Annotated in this window: 16 protein-coding genes; 5 read left to right on the top strand and 11 right to left on the bottom strand. The window is 69.5% G+C overall.

All coding sequences use genetic code 11. The features are described from left to right. The first annotated feature begins 65 nt into the window (after positions 1-65). From JRI60_RS34780 to JRI60_RS34795, 4 genes are all read left to right on the top strand, one after another. On the top strand, positions 66-2,435 hold the full coding sequence (locus JRI60_RS34780; RefSeq protein WP_204220222.1) for a bifunctional metallophosphatase/5'-nucleotidase: 2,370 nt from the start codon (positions 66-68) through the stop codon (positions 2,433-2,435). After that, positions 2,435-4,444 carry a hypothetical protein gene (locus JRI60_RS34785; protein ID WP_204220223.1) on the top strand — a complete coding sequence of 670 codons (2,010 nt, stop codon included), beginning with the start codon at positions 2,435-2,437 and terminating at the stop codon, positions 4,442-4,444. Before JRI60_RS34780 ends, JRI60_RS34785 begins: the two co-directional genes overlap by 1 nt. Positions 4,445-4,569: 125 nt before the next feature. Then, positions 4,570-6,069, top strand: coding sequence for a hypothetical protein (locus tag JRI60_RS34790; RefSeq protein WP_204229223.1), 1,500 nt, complete (start codon positions 4,570-4,572; stop codon positions 6,067-6,069). A gap of 149 nt (positions 6,070-6,218) precedes the next feature. Next, on the top strand, positions 6,219-6,575 hold the full coding sequence (locus JRI60_RS34795; RefSeq protein ID WP_204229224.1) for a VOC family protein: 357 nt from the start codon (positions 6,219-6,221) through the stop codon (positions 6,573-6,575). A gap of 16 nt (positions 6,576-6,591) precedes the next feature. On the opposite strand, the gene JRI60_RS34800 is transcribed toward JRI60_RS34795, so the two are convergent. From JRI60_RS34800 to JRI60_RS34845, 10 genes are all read right to left on the bottom strand, one after another. Then, on the bottom strand, positions 6,592-6,939 hold the full coding sequence (locus JRI60_RS34800) for a hypothetical protein (protein WP_204220224.1): 348 nt from the start codon (positions 6,937-6,939) through the stop codon (positions 6,592-6,594). Between the two features lie 91 nt (positions 6,940-7,030). Beyond that, the gene (locus tag JRI60_RS34805) at positions 7,031-8,365 is read right to left on the bottom strand and encodes a TldD/PmbA family protein (RefSeq protein ID WP_204220225.1); all 1,335 of its coding nucleotides are present in this window, start codon (positions 8,363-8,365) and stop codon (positions 7,031-7,033) included. A gap of 11 nt (positions 8,366-8,376) precedes the next feature. After that, entirely contained in the window at positions 8,377-9,933 is a 1,557-nt protein-coding gene (locus tag JRI60_RS34810) for a TldD/PmbA family protein (RefSeq protein WP_204220226.1), read from the bottom strand. A 174-nt stretch (positions 9,934-10,107) separates the two neighbouring features. Then, the gene (locus tag JRI60_RS34815; protein WP_204220227.1) at positions 10,108-11,949 is read right to left on the bottom strand and encodes a GspE/PulE family protein; all 1,842 of its coding nucleotides are present in this window, start codon (positions 11,947-11,949) and stop codon (positions 10,108-10,110) included. Continuing rightward, on the bottom strand, positions 11,934-13,706 hold the full coding sequence (locus JRI60_RS34820; protein ID WP_204220228.1) for a dickkopf-related protein: 1,773 nt from the start codon (positions 13,704-13,706) through the stop codon (positions 11,934-11,936). The genes JRI60_RS34815 and JRI60_RS34820 overlap by 16 nt, the downstream gene beginning before the upstream one ends. 83 nt (positions 13,707-13,789) lie before the next feature. After that, the gene (locus JRI60_RS34825; RefSeq protein WP_204220229.1) at positions 13,790-14,551 is read right to left on the bottom strand and encodes a uroporphyrinogen-III synthase; all 762 of its coding nucleotides are present in this window, start codon (positions 14,549-14,551) and stop codon (positions 13,790-13,792) included. A 103-nt stretch (positions 14,552-14,654) separates the two neighbouring features. After that, on the bottom strand, positions 14,655-15,596 hold the full coding sequence (hemC, locus tag JRI60_RS34830) for a hydroxymethylbilane synthase (RefSeq protein ID WP_204220230.1): 942 nt from the start codon (positions 15,594-15,596) through the stop codon (positions 14,655-14,657). Continuing rightward, positions 15,593-16,906 carry a glutamyl-tRNA reductase gene (hemA, locus tag JRI60_RS34835; protein WP_204220231.1) on the bottom strand — a complete coding sequence of 438 codons (1,314 nt, stop codon included), beginning with the start codon at positions 16,904-16,906 and terminating at the stop codon, positions 15,593-15,595. Before hemA ends, hemC begins: the two co-directional genes overlap by 4 nt. A gap of 2 nt (positions 16,907-16,908) precedes the next feature. Continuing rightward, complete coding sequence (locus tag JRI60_RS34840; protein WP_204220232.1) at positions 16,909-17,718, bottom strand: cytochrome C assembly family protein; 810 nt, start codon at positions 17,716-17,718, stop codon at positions 16,909-16,911. Positions 17,719-17,747: 29 nt separating this feature from the next. After that, the gene (locus JRI60_RS34845) at positions 17,748-18,122 is read right to left on the bottom strand and encodes a hypothetical protein (RefSeq protein ID WP_204220233.1); all 375 of its coding nucleotides are present in this window, start codon (positions 18,120-18,122) and stop codon (positions 17,748-17,750) included. Between the two features lie 193 nt (positions 18,123-18,315). Between JRI60_RS34845 and trxA the strand changes: the two genes are divergently transcribed. Beyond that, on the top strand, positions 18,316-18,645 hold the full coding sequence (trxA, locus tag JRI60_RS34850) for a thioredoxin (RefSeq protein ID WP_204220234.1): 330 nt from the start codon (positions 18,316-18,318) through the stop codon (positions 18,643-18,645). Positions 18,646-18,704: 59 nt separating this feature from the next. Here trxA and JRI60_RS34855 read toward each other — a convergent pair whose 3' ends face one another. Beyond that, positions 18,705-19,487: a PilZ domain-containing protein gene (locus JRI60_RS34855; RefSeq protein WP_204220235.1), complete on the bottom strand. Its 783-nt coding sequence runs from the start codon at positions 19,485-19,487 to the stop codon at positions 18,705-18,707. Positions 19,488-19,550: the final 63 nt, after the last annotated feature.

Consider the following 19,550-nt stretch of genomic DNA (forward strand, 5'->3'; position numbering starts at 1 on the left):
TCATCTCGTACCTTGGGCCGTCGTCTAGCGCTCAATTTCTTCAATCCCCTCGGATCCGCCCCCGAATGCGACGTTTCCTGCTCGGCCTCTTGTGCGCCCTGCTCTCCGCCTCGTGCATGCCCGTCATGGAGGGACAGGACATCGATCTCAGCGGACAGGAAGTCCGGCTCACCTTCCTCCATACATCCGACATCCACTCGCGGCTCATCCCGTATGACTTCGCGCCGCTGAAGACGGATACGGACCTGGGCATCATCCCCGAGGCGGGTCCCTTCGGTGGGGCCACCCGGCTGGGCGCCATCCTCAAACGCGAGCGCAACCGCGCCGAGCGCGTGCTGCACCTGGACTCGGGCGACTGCTTCCAGGGCGCCCCCATCTTCAACGTCAACAGCGGCGAGGCCGAGTTCCGCTTCCTGTCGAAGATGCGGCTGGACGCGGCTGTCATCGGCAACCACGAGTTCGACGCCGGCCTGGCCAACTTCGTCCAGAAGGCGCGCGACTTCGCCACCTTCCCGCTGATGGCGGCCAACTACTACTGGGACAGTCCGAAGGATCCCGGCAACGAGCAGGCCGCGCTCAACTCCGAGCCCTACGTCATCCGCAACGTGCAGGGCCTCAAGGTGGGCATCATCGGCATGGCCAACATCTCCTCGCTCAACTCGCTGGTGGAGGGCGGCAACTCGCTGCAGGCCACGCCGCTGGAGCAGAACGAGGCGGCGCGCGCCTACGTGGAGATGCTGCGCCCGGTGGTGGACCTCATCGTGGTGGTCAGCCACCTGGGCCTCACCGAGGATCAGGATCTCATCCGCGGCTACGAGGCCTATTACGAGTACGAGCGCGCCCGGCCCTTCATCGAGCGCGACCGCGACCAGTGGAAGGTGATGGAGTGGGCGGACCCCGACCTGGAGGGCAACCCCAAGGCGGTGGTGAAGGTGTTCATCCCCGGCGTGTCCGGCCTGGACGTCATCATGGGTGGCCACCTGCACGTGGTGCTCAACCCCCCGCAGGAGCTCACGGACCCCAGCGGTCGCAAGGTGGTGCTGGTGCACTCGGGCGCCTTCGCCAAGTACGTGGGGCGCATGGACATGGTGGTGAAGGTGCCCAGGACCGAGGAGCGCACGCTGGATGGCGCCGAGGTGAGCAGCCACTCCTACCGCGCCTTCCCCCTGGACGGGCTGTGGTGCAACGAGGCCATGCGCGCCTGGTACCGCGACAACTTCTGGAACCCCGGCCAGTTCATCAACGCCCCGGGCGTGCGCGAGGCCATCGCGCAGTGCCAGCAGCAGGAGGACCGGGAGACCACGGACCTGCTCCAGCCCTACATGCTGGGCATGGACTTCAACCTCCAGCTCACCTCCATCTTCTCCTACGCGCCACGCGACGTGGCCCGCCGCAACACCTCCTCGGGCGGTGACTCGCCGCTGGGCAACATCACCGCGGACTCCATGCGCAAGCGCCGCGCCGTGGAGGCGGAGATGGCCCTCACCAACTCGCTGGGCATCCGCGACAACCTCTACGCGGGCGTGGTGACGCAGGAGGCCATGTTCAACGTGTTCCCCTTCGAGAACACCATCAACATCATGTACCTGTCGGGCACCGAGGTGCAGGAGATGTTCGACTTCGTGGCCGAACGCTCCGCCAGCCGCGGCTGCGTCAGCCAGGCCCAGGTCTCCGGCGCGCGCTTCACCATGGACTGCGCCCAGGTGCAGCTCAACGACCTGCGCATCCCGTGCGACCCCGCCAGGAACGCCTCGGACTGCCCGCAGGAGGAACGCGAGGGCCACGCCCCCTGGCAGTGCATCGCGGACCAGGACGGCGAGCGCTGCTACGCCCACCCCGCCACCGACATCTCCATCAACGGCAACCCCATCAACCCCAACGGCATGTACCGCGTGGCGGTGAACGACTACATCGCCAAGGGCGGCTCGGGCTTCAGCGTCCTCAAGCGCAACACCACGCGCCAGGAGACGGGCATCTCCCTGCGCGACTCGCTCATCGGCTACATGCAGAACTTCTGCACCTGCGATGACGTCAACGCGGGCCGCGAGACGTCCAAGACGGGCGAGCGCTGCGGCACCCTCATCGAGGGCAAGTGGGTGGTGGACGACCAGACGCGCAACTTCTGCGCCAAGGCCCAGGAGTTCGAGGACGCGCTGGCGCGCACGGTGGGCGACTGCACGTGCCGCCAGCTGCTGAACATCCCCGCCGAGGAGGCCGCCGCGCGCTGCCACGTGGAGGATCCGGCGGAGATCCAGAGCACGTGCAACGTGCCCGCGGGCCCGTACACCGGACGCTGCAACTGCCGCGACGCGCTGTCGGGCCTCCAGGAGTGCGGCTCGGTCACCCGGCAGCTCGAGACCTTCTGTGAGAACCCGACCGAAATGCCCATCGCCAACGCCATCGAGGATGGCCGTATCGGCAGGAGGGTGAAGTGATGAAGAAGCGTTTCCTGCTCCTCGCGGCGAGCGCCGTCGCGGCGTCCGGCTGCTACGACGTGGAAGGGTCCACGCCTCCGGGCATCGGCTCGTTCCGGGTGGTGGTGCAGAGCGTCACCGCGGTGAATGCCAACGGCGGCACCCAGCCGCTCGACGTGGTCGCCTCCTGCATCTCCCGCTTCGGCGGTACCAGGACGGAGCACGTGCCCCTCGAGGCGCGTGGCAAGGAGGACTGCCGCTACGTCATCCCCCGTGGCCAGGTGGAGATGCTGGTGGACGTCACCGCCCTGGACAAGGCCGGCAAGCCGCTCGACTTCACCGGGCCGGTGAGCTTCAAGGTGGTGCCGGGCGATCTCTCCGACGACTACAGCTACAACTGGATGACGTTGTCCCGAGGCCGCGGCCTCGGGAAGCTGCGCGCCCAGTACATCTACGGGGACGTACGCGTCTGGGCCATGGACGAGCCCGTGGAGCTCAACTACACGGATGGCGGTATCGCGGGTGACCCGACGAAGCTGCCGAAGGAGCCCGAGTCGCGCACCTACGCCGCCGGCTCCTCCTCGCCCCTGCTGTTCGCCGAGCCCACGCTGGCCGCCGTCCAGACGCCGCAGCTCTACGACAACACCACCTCGCCCTTCGTGACGAAGTTCGTCACCGTGGGCCGGGCCCCCGAGTCCGGCTCCATCCTGTACCAGAACTGCCCCAGCGTGGACCTGGACAAGGACGGCAAGCCGGATCCGCAGCCGCCCGTCACCCTGCTGGTGACGGGAACGGACCCCTCCGGCTTCTTCGTCACGGACATCACCGCCTGCCGCGTCCCCGAGGACATCAGCACGGCCGCGCAGGTGGCCGTCCCCGAGCCCAACGGCTACCTGCCCGGCAGCTACGCCTCGATGTTCGTCTACAACTACAGCTACCCCGAGGGACTCGACCCGGGAGATCTGCTGTGGACGCTCTCCGGCTCCATCCAGGAGTTCACCTCCACCACGCAGCTGACCTTCCCCTCGTGGACGGTGCGCGAGCACGTGCGCCAGCTGCCGCCCAACCAGTGGGACAAGTACCTGAAGCTCAACCCGCCGGTGGAGATCAACCTGCGCCACTGCGGACTGAAGAACGAGCTGGCGGTCAGCAACGTCGACGGGCTCTGCGGCTACTACACGAGCAACCTGAAGATGGAGAGCCTGGAGTCGGGGCTGGTGAAGGTGCGCCACGTGCGCTTCCCGCGGGTCTTCAAGACCTGCGACTTCAACGGCGATGGCGATGTCCCCTTCTTCTGCAGCAAGAAGGGCGCGTGGAGCTTCTGCGGCGACGTGGAGCCCGAGGACATGGACGAGGTGCAGTGCAACATCGACTGCACCACCGGCGCCGGTGCCTACCAGCGCACCGTCTGCGCCGAGCGGACCCAGTACAGTGGCTACGGCCAGTTCGTGGTGGAGATGACGGGCCCGGGTCCGTACGCGGCCGGCCTGGATGACTCGCTGCCCCTGCGCGGCCAGGAGGTCACCCTCTCCGACACCCAGTCCAGGCCCATCGCCAAGGGCTACCCCGAGGGCGAGCCCATCACCGTCTGGTGCGACGTCGACACGTACATCCGTTTCGGAGCCAGCACCGCCACCACCGCCACCCCCGCGGACACGCTGCTGCCGGCGAAGTCGCGGCGGGACGTCACCGTGCGCGCTGGCGAGGGCTACGTGGCCTTCCTGGCGAAGCAGCTCCCGGCCGGGCAGTCCAAGTGCTACGTGGGCAGCAGCACGCACACGCGCATCATGGTCATCACCAAGGACGCGGTGCCGGACCTGCGGGTGGACTGCGACGAGAACGACGCGGACGCGGATCGCGCCCAGCAGTGCCGCTTCCTGCACGGCGCCACCTATGACGTGGTGGGCCACCTGCGGCAGGTCCAGCCGGCCCGTCCGCGCTGGATGGTGATGCCGCGCGACGCGGATGACCTGTGCTGCCACCCGGGAGAGGGCCTGGAGTGCCCGCGCCCGCTGAAGGCTTGTGAGTGAAGTAGTGCCTTGATGAAGTGAAGCGCCCCGTTCCCAGCGGGGCGCAGGGAGAGGAGCGGCTTCCCCCGCCGCCCCTTGGAGGGACTTTGAAGAAAACGCTGCGCACGCTGGCCCTGACCGGGCTGATGGCCCTCTCCATGCCCGCATGGGCCGGAGACTTCGTCGACACCCGCTTGTCGTTCGCCTTCGCGGACGACAACGTCTTCGCCAACGCGGGTGAGACGACGCCCAACAGCCCCACGGCCCGCTTCGGCGCGGGTCTCCAGAACACCCAGTTCTACGACAACTTCAACACCCGGTTCTCCGGCTTCGAGACGCTGTCCAACATCGTCCTCTACAAGAAGATGCCGGCGTTCTTCGAGGGCCTCACCACCGAGGCGGCCCTCACGGTGCTGTTGCTGGAGCGGCCCTCGGGTGGAATCGACCTGCGGGACAACTCCAGCTACATCCGCCTCAACTACCGGCCGCCGGGCTGGGGCGAGAACGAGGGCCTGTCCCTCACCGGCTTCCCCGTGTCCGCGGACCGCTTCCGGCTGGGCTATGCCTACCGCATCTCCTGGGGCGGCAGCGGCGTCTTCACCACCCGCGCCACCGCGGCGGGCGTGCCGGGCGCCAAGCTGCAGCTCACCCGCGACAGGTGGTACGCCTTCGCGGGCGCCAAGACGGCGCTGGTGCTCAACGATCTCATCAAGGAGCAGGAGACGCTCTACGGCTTCATGGCCGGCGCCGGGTGGGACGTGCTCGAGACGCTGCGCCTGGAGGCCGGTGGCGGCTACTTCCAGAAGGGCATCGTCCCGGGCCTGGCCGCGCTGGGCGTGGAGGCGCCAGTGAACTCGGCTGGCGTGTCCGCGCAGGCCGTCTACCACGTGGGCGTACCGGTGGGCACCAGCGTGGACTTCCGGCTGTACCGCAACGATCCGGACGTCTACCAGCGCTTCTTCGCCCCGGAGCAGTACCCGGGCGGGCTGTCGTACTCGGTGTCCGTCGAGGGCAGCTACCTGGTGCAGACGCTGTCGGATCCGGACGTGTTCGGCCGCACGGTGCCCCAGGACGCCACCGCGGTGGCGCTGCAGGCGCGCGCCAAGTGGAACTACTGGCGCTTCCACGTGCTGGGCCTCTACCGCAGCCTGTCCTTCATCCAGTTCGAGGTGCCCGGCCTGCCGCCCTTCACCGACTTCCCGGACGGCACGAAGCTCAAGCCGGAGATGTTCATCGCCGCGGGCGCGGACTTCCACATCCCCGCGCTGCACTTCACCCCGGGCTTCACCCTGGGCGTGCAGCAGCCGGCGTCGTTCCGCAGCCCGGAGCCGCTCTTCGGCGGCAACAACCCGCCCCCGGGCCTCACGGGCACGCGCACCGTGGTGGTGCGTGACGTCAACGTGCTGAGCATCCTGCCCACCACGTGCGGCAGCGACAACAGCACCTGCGAGGCCGAGCCCATCATCTCCGCCAAGGGCACCTTCCGGTGGGATCTGTCGGAGATCGTCTCCACGGTGGGCGAGGTCTATTACACCTACGACTCCAACCGGACGACCTTCCGGGACGACGTCTTCGGCGTGGCGCAGCCCAGCTTCGAGAAGCCCCACGCCCTGGGCTTCAACATGCTGCTGCAGGCGCGCTTCTAGGCGGCCCGCGTCGACTCGCGCCACCGAGGCCTCGGGTTCCGCGCGGAACCCGGGGCCTTTTCATGTTCACGACGGCCGCACTGGCCTCCGGGACGCGAGCGCCCGGCGTGCGCGCCGTGTTACAGACGGCTGGCATGGATAGCGATCAGCTGTTGTCGTCCTTCGTGAAGTTGCTCGTGTCGGACGCCGAGCGCTCCGCGCGCTTCTACGAGGCGCTCGGGTTCAAGCGCATGCACGCGGAGCCCCCCTTCATCCACCTGCGCTGGGAGAATCAGGCGGAGGTGTACCTGGTCGCCGTGCCCTCGGCGGTGGCCCTGGAGGGCCGGCGGGGCGTGGGCGTGCTGCTGGGATTCCGCATCGGCGCCACGGGCCTGAACGAAGTGGCCGAGCGGGCGCGGGCGCACGGAGCGGGCGTCGAGGGCCCCACCGTGCAGCCCTGGTACACGCGGGAGATCATCGTCACGGATCCCGACGGCTACCGGCTGAACTTCATCGAGCCCGTGTAGCCACCGCGGCCCTGCCTCACGGAGGTGGTGGGGTGGGGTTGCAGGAGTTCGAGCTGCCGATCTCCACCACCTCGCAGCCGTGCGAGTCGACCTTCCGAGTGTAGGGCCCCGGCCCATCGCAGATGCCATGGCATTTCGAGAGGTCGTCCGTGTCGACCCAGCCGCCGGTCCGGAAACAATTGCAGGACGGTGTCTCGATCGGGCAGCAGAAGCCACCCCCCGTAGGGGCGGGCTGGAGCGTGGAGCCACCATCCCCCGTTCCGCCATCCCCACGGATTCCGCCATCCACCGGCACCTCATCCGGCGGCGTGAGGCCATTGCACGACACCAGCAGGACACACCCGAGCAGGAGCGCTCTCCTCATCACTTCCTCCAGTGCGGCCTCCCCGGCCAGGGGCCGGGACGAACCATGCCAGCACTGCTCCTGCCCGGGCCAGACCTTTCCGGCTTCCGGCTCAGACGCCCGCGAACTGCACACCCTCGAAGACGAGGGTCGGCGTGCGCATCGCGCTGTAGGCGAACGGGTCATTGCCCACCGCCACGAGGCGCTTCCACAGGTCCATCTGGTTGCCGGAGATGTTCATCTCGCTGATGGGCTCGGCGATCTTCCCGCCGCGCACGCGGAAGCCCTGGACGCCGAGGGAGAAGTCCCCCGTCACGGCGTTGGAGTTGCCGCCGAGGAACCCCGTCACCAGGATGCCCTCCTTCAGGTCCGCCAGCAGCGCGGCCTGCCCCTTCTCGCCGAGCTTCCAGGAGAGGTTCGAGGCACCGCCCGTCGTCGGGCGGGCCTTCAGCTTGCGGCCGTAATAGCTGTCGATGAAGTAGGAGCGGAGCACGCCCGCCTCGAACAGCGGCAGGGGCTTCGCGGCGATGCCCTCACCATCGAACAGGCGGGAGCCGAGACCCCGCGGGATGTGCGGCTCATCCGTGAGCACCAGGCGCTCGCTGCCCACCTTCTGGCCCTGCTTCCCGTCGAGGAACGAGCGCTTCTGCTGGAGGGCCATGCCCGTCATGGGTCCGAGCAGCATCGACACGAGCCGGCCCGCGGCCCGGTTGTCGACGGCCATCGTCAGCACGGCGGACGCGCCCTTCGCCGCCCCGAGGCGGCCCAGGGCGCGCTCTCCGGCCCGGCGCCCCAGGGTGGTCGCGTCGGGCAGGTTCTCGAAGAAGCGCGCGACGGCGAAGTCGCTCTCCTCCGGCCGGCGTCCGTCCGAGTCCTTGGCGCTCACGTCGGCGGAGGCGAAGAACTGGGTTCCCCGCATCCCACCCTCGAAGCCGTTCGAGCTGACACGGTACGTCTCGCGCAGGACGTCTCCGAAGGCGGTGGTGACGGACAGGATGGCGCCCTTCGTGTCGACCGCGCGGGCAGCCGCCTCCAGCTCCCGGACGATGCGCTGGCGCTCGTCGGCGCCGAGCTTCGCCTGGTGAGGATCCTCGATCGCCAGGTCCACCTGCGTGCGGCCCGCGTACAGCTCGGGCTCCGGCAGCCGGCGGTGCTCGTCACGCGCCAGGGCGCGCGTCATCGCGATGGAGTCGGAGATGAAGCGCTCCAGCGCCTCCGGGCGCAGGTCGCTCGTGGACACCGCGGAGTAGCGCCCGTCGACGTAGAGCTGCACCGAGAGACCCCGCGTCGTGGCCTCGGAGATCTTGTCCAGCTGACCGTCGCGCCACTGCACCTCGACCTCGCGGGCGCGGCTGGCGTTGGCCGCCGCCTCGGAGGCGCCCTGCTTCTTGGCCAGTTCGACCGCCTGACGCGCGACCTCGGCCAGATTCGTGCTGTTCGTGCTCATGTCGGCCCCCTTCACGAGTTGCGTCCGCCCACGGTGATCGACGAGACCCGGACCGTGGGAAGGCCCTGGGACACCGGCACGCCCTGGCCGTCCTTGCCGCACGTCCAGCCGCCCTCGTCGATGACGAGGTTGTCGGCCACCATGTCCACCTTCTCGAGCACCCGGGGCCCGTTGCCGATGATGTTCACGTCCTTGATCGGCCGGGTCAGCTTCCCGTCCTCGATGAGGTAGCCGTTCTTCACGTAGAAGGTGAAGTCGCCTCCGCCGATGTTCACCTGCCCGTTGGTGAAGTTCGAGCAGTAGATGCCCTTCTTCACCGACGCGATGATCTCGTCGTGCTTGTGCGGGCCCGGGAGCATGTACGTGGAGCGCATGCGCGGCAGGGGCGCGTGGCGGTAGCTCTCGCGGCGGCCGTTGCCGGTGGGCTTCACCTTGTAGTGCTTCGCGGAGATGGAGTCATGGAGGTACGTGGTGAGCACGCCGTTCTCCACGAGCATCGTCTTGCCGGGCACGTTGCCCTCGTCGTCCACGTTGATGGCGCCGCGCGCGTACTCGTTCGTGCCGTCGTCGACGATGTTCACGAAGGGGTGCGCGATGGGCTTGTTGATCTTGTCCGAGTAGATGGACGTGCCCTTGCGGTTGAAGTCGGCCTCCATGCCGTGGCCGATCGCCTCGTGCAGGAGGATGCCCGACGAGCCCGCCGCGAGCACCACCGGCAGCTCGCCCGCCGGAGGCTGCACCGCCTCGAAGAGGATGGTGGTGCGGCTCACCGCCTCGCGCACGATGCGGTCGAGCCGGTCGGGCGAGTAGAAGTCGAACCCGGCGCGGCCGGAGACGTTGTAGCCGTTCTGCTCCCGCTTGCCGTTCTGCTCGGCCACGCACGAGAGGCCCAGGTGCGTCATGGGCTGGAGATCCTCGACGAGCCGCCCGTTGCTGTCGGCCACGAGGACCGCCCCGTACTCATTGGAGAACGAGAGGCTCACCTTGACGATGCGCGGGTCCGACTTGAACACCGCCGCGTTCAGCCCCTCGAGGATGGGCAGCTTCTGCTCGGGACGCACGGCATCCCAGCCCACCTTGAGCGCGTAGCGCTGCGGCAGCTCCTTGAAGAGGTGGAAGCTCTGGGGGCCGGGCCGGGAGGGGCCATCGGCGATCGCCGCGGCCGTCCGGGCGGCGCTGCGCATCGCGTCGAGGGTGAGCTCCTCGGTGTAGGCATAGCCCGTCTGGTCTCCCTTGACGACGCGCACGCCCACGCCGAGCTCGACGGTGGTGAACGCCTTGTTCACCGAGCCGTCCTCGAGCGCCATGGAGGTGGAGACGCGGTGCTGGAAGAACAGGTCGCTGTAGTCCCCGCCCCGTGACAGGGCGGCCGCCAGCGTCTCGCGGATGAGGTTCTCGGTGACGCCGAAGCGGGCGAAGTACCCGATCGAATTCGACGGCCCGCCCGAGCCACTACCCAATCCACCCGGGCCCGCCTGCTGGGTCGTCGCACAGCCGCTCAACAGCTCGCCTGCTCCCGCCATGGCCATTGCCGCCGTTCCGAGGCCCACGAAGTCACGTCGCGTCATTCCGGTTTTTCCTCTCGCCATGGCTCTCCTCAAGGGAAACGCACCACGCACTCGGAGCGTAACTCCCCGCGTGGGGGAGTATTCCTCGAATCCGCCGCGCCTCGTGTTGCGTGGGCTACACGACAGAGAACGGACCGGGCGACGGTTCGTCGCACCGGTCCGTCCCGGAGCCCCTCACGACACGGAGGTCATGCGCACCACTTCGTCGAAGGAAGTGAGGCCCATGGCCAGCTTGCGCACCGCCGCCTCGCGCAGGGTGCGCGTGCCACCCCGGCGCGCCGCCTCCAGCATCTCGTGGTGCCCGGCCGCGCGGGAGATGTGCTCGCGCAAGTCATTGGACATATTGACGATTTCGAAGGCGCCCGTGCGGCCCCAGTACCCGGTGCCACGGCAGCGGATGCACCCGGCGCCCTTGACGATGCGCACCCCGCCCGGCAGCAGCGGGATGGGCACGCCCAGCATGCTCAGCTCGTCGGGCGTGAGCGTCGTCGGCTGCGCGCAGTGCGGGCACACCCGCCGCATCAGCCGCTGGGCCATGATCCCGATGAGGCTCTGGGCCAGCAGGAAGGGCGGCACCCCCAGGTCCTTCAAGCGCGCCACCGCTCCAATGGCGTCGTTGGTGTGCAGCGTGGAGAGCACCAGGTGGCCCGTGAGCGCGGCCTGGATGGCGTTCTCCGCCGTCTCCGCGTCGCGGATCTCTCCCACCATGATGACGTCCGGGTCCTGACGCAGGATGTGACGCAGCGCATTGGCGAAGTCGAGCCCCACCTTGGGCTGCACCTGCACCTGGTTGAAGCCGTCCCACACCATCTCGATGGGGTCCTCGATGGTGGTGACGTTCACGTCCGGGCCGGCCACCGCCTTGAGCGCCGAGTAGAGCGTGGTCGTCTTGCCGCTGCCCGTGGGGCCGGTGACGAGGATGAGGCCGTGGGGCTGGTCGATCCAGTTCTCGAAGACGCTCTTCTCCTCCGGATCGAAGCCGAGCTGGGCGATGTCCTGCACCAGCGTCTCCGGGTCGAAGACACGGATGACCACCTTCTCGCCGAAGGCGGTGGGCAGGGTGGAGACGCGCAGCTCCACCTCGCGCCCATCCCGCTCGGTCTTGATGCGGCCGTCCTGGGGCTTGCGCTTCTCGGAGATGTCGATGCGCGAGAGCGTCTTGATGCGCGAGATGATGGGCGCGTGCACGCCCGCCGGCAGCGTGTACACGGGGTGCAGCACACCGTCGATGCGCAGGCGCACCAGCGAGGTGGTGCGCTTGGGCTCGACGTGGATGTCCGAGGCGCGGTTGTCGAAGGCGTAGCGCATCAGGTAGTCCACCGCCTGGACCACCGGCTGATCCGCCGCGTCCAGCTCCTGGCGACCGCTGAGCGAGACGAGCTGCTCGAAGTTGCCGATCTGCGACGCGTTCTGGGGGTTGGCGCCGAAGTCATCCGCGGCGCGCGCCAGCGTGCGCTTGAAGCCGTAGATGTCCGCGATGGCCTTGAGGATGTCCCCCTTCGCCGAGAGCACCGGCTCGATGGGCATGCCGGTGAGCACGTGGAGCCCCTCGAAGAGCTCCTTGTCGAAGGGGTTGGCCACCGCCACCAGCAGCCGGCCATCCTGACCCTTCTCCAGGGGCAGGATGAAGTGCTTCTGCGCGAAGGGCCGGGACACGGTGCGGGTGGCCAGCGCCATGTCCAGCTTGAGCGGGTCGATCTTCCGGTGGGCGATGCCGGCGGCGCGGGCCGCCAGCTCGCTGATGCGGTCCTCGTCGAGCACCCCGCGGTTGTCCGCCAGGGGCACCTGGAAGGCGGCGACGATCTCCACCGGCGACACCTCGTAGCGCGCCGCGTCTTTGCCCACCACCCCCTGGTTCTTGAGGACGCGGGCCCGAGCAGCCTGCTCACGCGCCAGGATGTTCTGCGCCTGGTCGGACGTGAGCACCCGCTGCGCGACGAGCGCATCGAGGACGAAGGAAAGGGTGAAGTCTGTCTTGCTCCGGGAGGGAGCGGGCGAGGTCACGGGCGCTGGCAACGGCGTCTCCTGGCGGCCACGAGGAACAAAGCAAGGGCGCCGAGGAATCCCGGCGCGTTCACGGCGGAACCCTGGCAGCCACACCCGGGGCCCGCCGACCCTCCCGAGCCCGTCCCGCCGTCCGTGGGAGACGGGTTGGGGCCGGTCCCCGCATCGGGGCTACCGGGACCCGGGCACAGGGGGCAGGAGCCACCGTCGTACGAGCCGCTCCCCACGCACTGGCCCGCGTTGCAGGTGGAGCCGCCAGGGCAGTCATCCTGGGTGCGGCACGAGGGCAGGCATCCGCTGGTGCCATCGGGGAAGGGAGCGCACTGCAGCCCCGAGGCGCAGGTCAGCGCGGTGCAGCTGCGCACGCACATGGTGGTGCGATTGGGGCCCACTGTCTGGCAGGAGGAGCCCTCGGGGCAGGAGCACGTGGTGGTCCCCGCGCAGGTCTGCGAGCAGAAGCCTTGGGGGTGGCCGTTCACCTTCAGGCACAGCTGGCCCGTGCCGCACTGCGCGTCGTCGTTACAGGCATCCCCAATGACCACGCCGGAGTTGCGCACGGGGGCGCACACGCCCTCGCAGATGCGGCAGGCGAACCCGGAACCGCAGTCCGCGTCGCTGTAGCACTTCGAGATGCAGAGGTTGCCCCCGGGCTGGCTCGCGCAGACGTAGCCATCGCGGCAGTCCGCCAGGGTGTTGCACTGGTCGAGGCACATGTTCGCGGTGGAGCTCACCTGGGTGCAGACCGAGCCCGTGGGGCAGGTGCCGACACCGCTACCGCACATCTCCGAGCAGTAACCGCCATACCAGGCCGTCCCCGACGAGGGCAGCAGCACCGGCTGCTGGCAGAAGCCGTACGCGGAGCCGCAGTTGAGGTCCTGCGTACAGGCATTGCCCACCTGGGTGGAGGAATCCGCGGGCAGGCACGCGTACTGGAAGCCCGGCACCGCGGTGGACGGCTTGCACACGAACGGATCCGGGCACTCCCCGGGCGTGGTGTTCGTGCAGCCCTTGGTGCAGAAGTTGTAGGCCACCTTGCCGCCCGTGCTCTGCGGCGTCACGCAGGTGAGTCCATTGGTGCAGGTGTTGGTCGACGAGCACGGCGCGGACACGTAGTTCGGCGTCGTCGGATAGCGGTTGCACAGCAGGTTGATGTCATACGTGGTGAGCGTGCGCCGGTTGCCGCCAACAGGCAGCTCGTTGAACATCACCGCGCTCGTCTCCTCGTACGTGACGTTCAACCCCTGGCAGAAGCCCACCGCCTGCAGCAGGTACGTCTGCAGGTCGTAATAGCCCGCCTGCGTCGGAGTGGTGACGGACCATTTGATGTCCCCCGTCCCGTTGAGGAGGATGTCGCACTGGGACAGGTGGCCGCCGTAGTAGAGCGGCACGGCGAGGAAGGGACGGGTGCCGAGATTGTTGCGGTAGAGCGGATCCTCCTTGTCGGTGATCCACACGGCGGCCACGTTGTAGCGGTCGTTCAGGGTGCGGGGCTCGGCGACGGTCGGCTTGCTCGGCCCCGCGTAGCTGAAGCTGGTGGTCGCGCAAGAAACGTTGTCCCACGTCTGGAAGGCGTTCTTGACGGCCGTCTCCACCAGGGACAGCTGGATACCCGCCGGCTGCGGGTACCGGGAGTCCACGTAGTACACGAAGGGGTTGTCCTTCGTGTTGAGCATCCGGAAGTTGAAATAGTTGTAGGCCTGGGCCAGCGCCACCTGGCTCCAGACCAGCACCCCGAGCAGCATCACGCCGCGCAACGACCCGTGCCTCATCTTGAGGACTCCTCGTTCCACCCGGAGCGCCAGGGGACGCACGCGTGCCCCCCCTCCCCCTCCGGCATTCAGTGGACGGCAGTCTACTCGCGAATCGCCCGGATGGTGGCGTCGACCAGTGCCTCGGGGGTGGGACGCTCGGCCACGGCGGCCACCGGCAGACCCAGCTGCGCCAGCGCCGCCGCGGTGGTGGGACCGATGGCCACCAGCCGGGCCGTGCCGATCCGCTCGCGCCCCACCGCCTCCAGGAACGCCTCCGCGGTGCGCGGCGAGGCGAAGAGCGCCACGTGCGGAGGCGAGGACTCGAGCAGCCCCTGGGCCTCGGGCGGCAGCGCCGCGGCCCGCGAGCGGTACGCCGTCACCCGCGTCACCCTCGCGCCGTGCTCGCGCAGCGCGTCCTCCAGCTCGCGACGCCCCTCCTCCGCGGCCGGCAGCAGCACCTCGTCCTCCGGCTCCAGCCCGGGGCGCATCACCTCGTAGAGCGCCGAGCCCGTGCCCTCGGGGGACTCGACGGACACCGTCAGCCCGTAGCCCTCCACGGCCCGCGCGGTGCGCGGACCCACCACGGCGATACGCACCCGTGACAGCAGGTCCATCGTGCCCGCCTCGCGTACCGCCTCCAGCAGCGCCTCCACCGCCGAGGCGCTGGCGAACACCACCCACTTGTAGCGCTGGATGGACTCCGCGGCCGCCGTCAGCGGGCGCGGATCCTCCGGGGGCAGCAGCTCCAACAACGGGACATGCAGCACTTCCGCGCCCTCGTCCTCGAGGAGGAAACACAGCTCCTCCGAGCGTTCACGGGGGCGCGTCACCAGGACGCGGATGCCTTCGAGTCGCTTTTGCACGGGCGCGCACTGTAGGCCATCTGGGCCGGGTCCACAGTTCCTCGTCGCGTCTCGATTTCGAGATAGAGGTAGGACCGCCGGGGGAGACTTCCGAGGTTCCCCGTCAGGACTCCGGCACGGGCTTGGAGCGGCCAAAATCGCGGAGGATCTCCGCCGCGCCACGCGACAGCAGCTCCTCGGCGAGCGCCTCTCCCACGGCGTGCGCCGCCTCCACCGGGCCGCTGCGCTCGCCCTCCACCACCTTCGAGCCGTCCGGCCGCCCCACCAGTCCGCGCAGGTGGACGATGCCCCCGTCCACGGTGGCGTGTCCGGCCAGGGGGACGGTGCAGCCCCCCTCCAACCGGGCCATGAGGGCGCGCTCGGCCGTCACCGCCACGCGCGTGGTGGCGTCCTCCAACGGCGCCAGCAGGCTGCGCACCATCGCGTCCTCGGTGCGGCACTGGATGGCGAGCACCCCCTGCCCCACCGCCGGCAGGCTCAGGGTGGTGGGCAGCACCTCGGAGATCTCCGTCTCCAGCCCCAGGCGCTTGAGGCCCGCGTAGGCGAGCACCGCGCCGTGCAGCTCCAGCTCGCGCATGCGCGCCAGCCGCGTCTGCACGTTGCCGCGCAGGCTGACGATCTCCAGGTCCGGCCGCCGCGAGCGCAGGATGCAACTGCGCCGCAGCGAGGATGTCCCCACCCTGGCCCCCTGGGGCAGCATCTCCAGCATGAGCCCGTTCGGGCTGCAGAAGGCGTCGCGAGGATCCTCCCGCCGGGGCACCGCCGCGAGCAGCAGGCCCGCGGGCAGCACGGACGTCATGTCCTTGAGGCTGTGCACGGCCAGGTCCGCGCGGCCATCGAGCAGCGACTGCTCGATCTCCTTCACGAACAGTCCCTTGCCGCCCACGGTGGACAGGGGCGCGGAGAGGAAGCGATCCCCCGCGGTGGTCATCTCCACGAGGGAGACCTCGAGCCCCGGGTGCTGCTGGGTGAGCAGCCCGGCCACGTGACGGGCCTGCCAGAGCGCGAGCGGGCTCTGCCGGGTGGCGATACGTACGGCCTTCATCCCTTGCCTCCGTTGGCCACCACATTGGGCCCGTTCACCTGCCCGCCGGACGCGGGCACCTCTTCGAGCCCGAAGAGCTCGGCGGCGGCTCCAGCCAGCCGGTTGCCCTCGTGCTCGGGACCCACCGCCCGCAGCCTGGCCGTGGGCTCGTGCAGCAGCTTGTTGACGATGGCGCGCGCCATGGCCTCGATGCTCTTGCGTTGCTTGTCGGAGAGGCCGTCGCCGATGGTGGCCAGCGTGCGCTCCACCTCCGCGCGGGCGATGGACTCGCCCCGCTGGCGCAGCTGGGCGAGCACCGGCACGCCGTTGCGCACCGCCCGGTCACGCGCGAAGCGCGCCACCTCCTGGGCCACCAGCACACCGGCCTTCTGCGCCTCCTCGGCGCGGGCGGCGGCGTTCTCCGCGACGAACTTCTGGATGTCGTCCACGTCGTAGGCGTGCACCCAGTCCAGCTCCCCCACCTCGGGGGCGATGTCGCGGGGCACCGCCAGGTCCACCATGAAGAGCGTCCGGTGCTTGCGGGCCTTGCCCACCGCCCCCACGTTCTCCTTGGTGAAGATGGGCACGGGCGAGGCCGTGCTGCACACCACCACGTCCGCCGCGGTCAGCAGCGAGAACAGCTCCTCGAAGGGCCGCGCGGTGGCGCCCACCTCGGCCGCGAGCGCCTCGGCGCGCGCCAGCGTCCGGTTGGCCACGAAGACGCGGGTGGCTCCTGCCTGCTTCAGGTGGCGCGCGGCCAGCTCCGCCATCTCCCCCGCGCCCACCAGCAACACCGTCTTGTCCCCCAGCCCGTCGAACACCTTGCTCGCGAGCGCCACGGCCGCGCTGGCCATGGAGGTGGCGGCCCGGCCGATGGCCGTCTCGGTGCGCACCCGCTTGGCGCAGCCGAAGGCCGCGCCACACACGCGCGTCAGCTCGCCGCGCACCGCGCCCGCCCCCTGCCCCCGCTCGAAGGCGTCCTTCACCTGGCCGAGGATCTGCGCCTCGCCCAGCACCATGGAGTCCAGGCTGGCCGCCACCCGGAAGAGGTGGACGAGCGCGGCCTCGCCGCGGTGCTCGTACAGGTGCTCCAGCGTCTCCGGGCCGCCGAGCCGCTGCAGCTCGTTCTGGGCGACCTCGCGGGCCCGGTGCACGTCCGGCGCCGCCAGGTACAGCTCCACCCGGTTGCAGGTGGAGACGAGGAGCGCCTCGTTGGGCGACTGGGCCAGGCGCTGCAACAGCTCCACCTGCTGGGACTCCGGCAGCGCGAGCCGCTCACGCACGGACAGCGGCGCGGTCCGGTGCGATAGACCGATGCACAGGAAGTCCATGGCTAGCGCAGACCTCCGCCGACCTGGATGAAGTCATACGACGAGAGGAAGCACACCAGCAGCAAACCGAACCCCGTCATGGTCAACAGCGCGACCCGCCGGCCTCGCCACCCTCCGAAGGCGCGGGCACCCACGAGCGCGGCGAATACACCCCACGCCACCAGCGTGGCGATCTGCTTGGACTCCCAGGCCCAGAAGAAACCCGGCGCCGCGCTGGAGAAGAAGGCCCCGGTGACGAGCGTCACCGACAGCGCGATGAAGCCCACCACGCCGAGCTGCCGGTTGAGGGTGTCGAGGAACTCCAGCGAGGGCAGGCGCGAGAAGAGCAGGCCGAAGCGCTTGCCCTTCACCTGCCGCTCCATCAGCAGGTACATCGTCGCCACCCCCGCGGCCACCGCCGAGGCGGCCACGCCCAGCAGGGCGATGGTGATGTGCAGGGGCAACAGGGGCCGCCGCAAGTCCGGGCTCAACGGCTGTCCCCCGTCCAGCAACAGGCCCGGCAGCAGCACCGCCACCGCCAGCGGGGTGATGAAGGCGCCGATCACCGGCCTGCGGTAGCGCACATCCACCACCAGGAAGATGGCCAGCAGCAGGAAGGCGAACGTGGAGAAGCCCTGGGCCACGCCCACCGGACGCCCGCCCTGGGCGCCGAAGAGCCCGAAGAGGGCCACTCCGTGGAGGGCCAGCCCCGTGCCCACCAGCACCCGGCCGGTGGTGGCGAGCGCCCCCGACTGGCGGACGAGGTAGGCGAGGTAGACCAACGCCGCGACGACGTAGGCGTGGCAGGCGAGGGAGACCAACGCATGGTTCATGGCGGATACAACCCACTGGACTGAACGAGTCAGCCCATCTTGTTCAGGAGGAAGGCGGCGAGGAGATCGGCTTCGGAGCCCGACCTGCCCTCCGCCGAGGAAGCATCCGAGGGAGGGATGGGCACTTCGGCCACATAACCGGGAACCACTTCGTATGCCGTATCTCCGAGCAGCACCGAGTCGGCCATCTGCTCGGCCCCCAGGCGCTCGAGCTGCTCCTCGGTCTTCACCTTGGACACCAGCCCGTTGGCGTCCTCGCCGGTGACGAGCTGCACGATGTGGACCGCGGGTACCACCGGGTACACCCCTTCCTCACCGGTCACCACCAGCACCCCGTCCTTGACGTCCGCTTTGTCCTCCAGTGCCCACTCCTCGAGCTGGGTCTGGGGAAGGAAGAGCCTCATCACACCGCTAGCTTACACCTCCACGCCCCGGGCCGAAGCGCCATCTCACCCGGGAACGTGAACGGGTTGCGACACTCCCGCCCCGTCCGCATCTAAGCAGGCAAAGGACCAGGAAGCCGGACCTTGCAGGCCCGACGGGCGCGTACTAGAGCACGCGCCGCCTTGCTTACCTGCACGCCGACGAGGAGACACCATGGCTGGCGATGACGTGATGAACATCGGGGACGGGGATTTCGCGAAGGAAGTGCTGCAGTCCGACAAGCCCGTGCTGGTCGACTTCTGGGCCACGTGGTGCGCCCCGTGCCGCGCCATCGCCCCCGCCGTGGCGGAGCTGGCCACCCAGTACCGGGGGAAGGTGAAGGTGGCCAAGGTCAACATCGACGACAACCAGGACACGCCGCAGCAGTACGGCATCCGCTCCATCCCCACCCTGCTCGTCTTCAAGGGCGGCAAGGTGGTGGAGCAGATCGTCGGCGCCGTGCCCAAGGCCAAGCTCGAGGCCGCGCTGCAGAAGGTCCTCTGAGGCCCACCGCCCGGCGCGGAGCTCCCCTCCGGGGCTCCGCGCGGGCGTTCACCGCCGGCTCACTCGCCCCGCCACGAGTCGGTGGGGTTGTTGGCCTTGAGCAGCTCCCACGCGGCGAGCGCGTCCACCACCCGCTCCAATTCATTGGGCAGGCCCCGGGCGCGATTGGAGCGCAGGTATTCCTCGGCGAAGGTGCGCAGCCGCATGTCGAGGAAGAGGCGCGCCAGCGACACCTCCGTCTGTCCGTAGAACTCCTCGAAGCGGATGCCGAAGCCGGACGGCTCGTCCTCCCGGCGGGGCCGCTGCTCGCGCACGATGCGGGCGCGTGCTTCCACGGGGGCGGCTCCCTCCTCCAGCGAGAAGCGCACCCGCAGCTCGGTGTCCAGGGGCAGGAAGAAGGTGCTCTCCAGGAAGGCCCCGCCCACGCTCACGTTGGCCGAGCGCAGCGTGGCCGTGAAACGCCGAGCCCCCTCCTCGTCGATCCACAGCTCGAAGTTCGTGGCGAGCCGCGCGCGGGGGAAGTGCCGGTGCTCCACCTCCTCCTGGGTGCCCACCTCGATGATGGGGGAGTAGAAGCTCTTGGCGCCCGGGGGACGGGCGGGCGGCCCCGGCCGCGTGGCCAGGGGCGCCGGGGTCGGAGGGCGGCGGAACGAATCCACCCGAGGGGCGGGCGCTAGCGGCTCCACCCGCCGGGCCGGCTCCGGCTTGGGGGCCGGGGGACGAGGGACCTCCGGAACGACCGGAGCCGCCGCCTTGGGAGGAGCCGCGGGAGGGGCCGCCTCCGGGCGCTGGGTGTCCGCTTCCTGGGTGGGAGCCTTCTTCCGGGAGCCCTTCCTGTCCATCTTCTCCTCCGGTGGCACGGCAGATTGCCGTACCCCTACCGGCGCGTTTCATACACCATGCGC

The sequence above is a fragment of the Archangium violaceum genome, from assembly GCF_016887565.1.
Classification (GTDB): domain Bacteria; phylum Myxococcota; class Myxococcia; order Myxococcales; family Myxococcaceae; genus Archangium; species Archangium violaceum_B.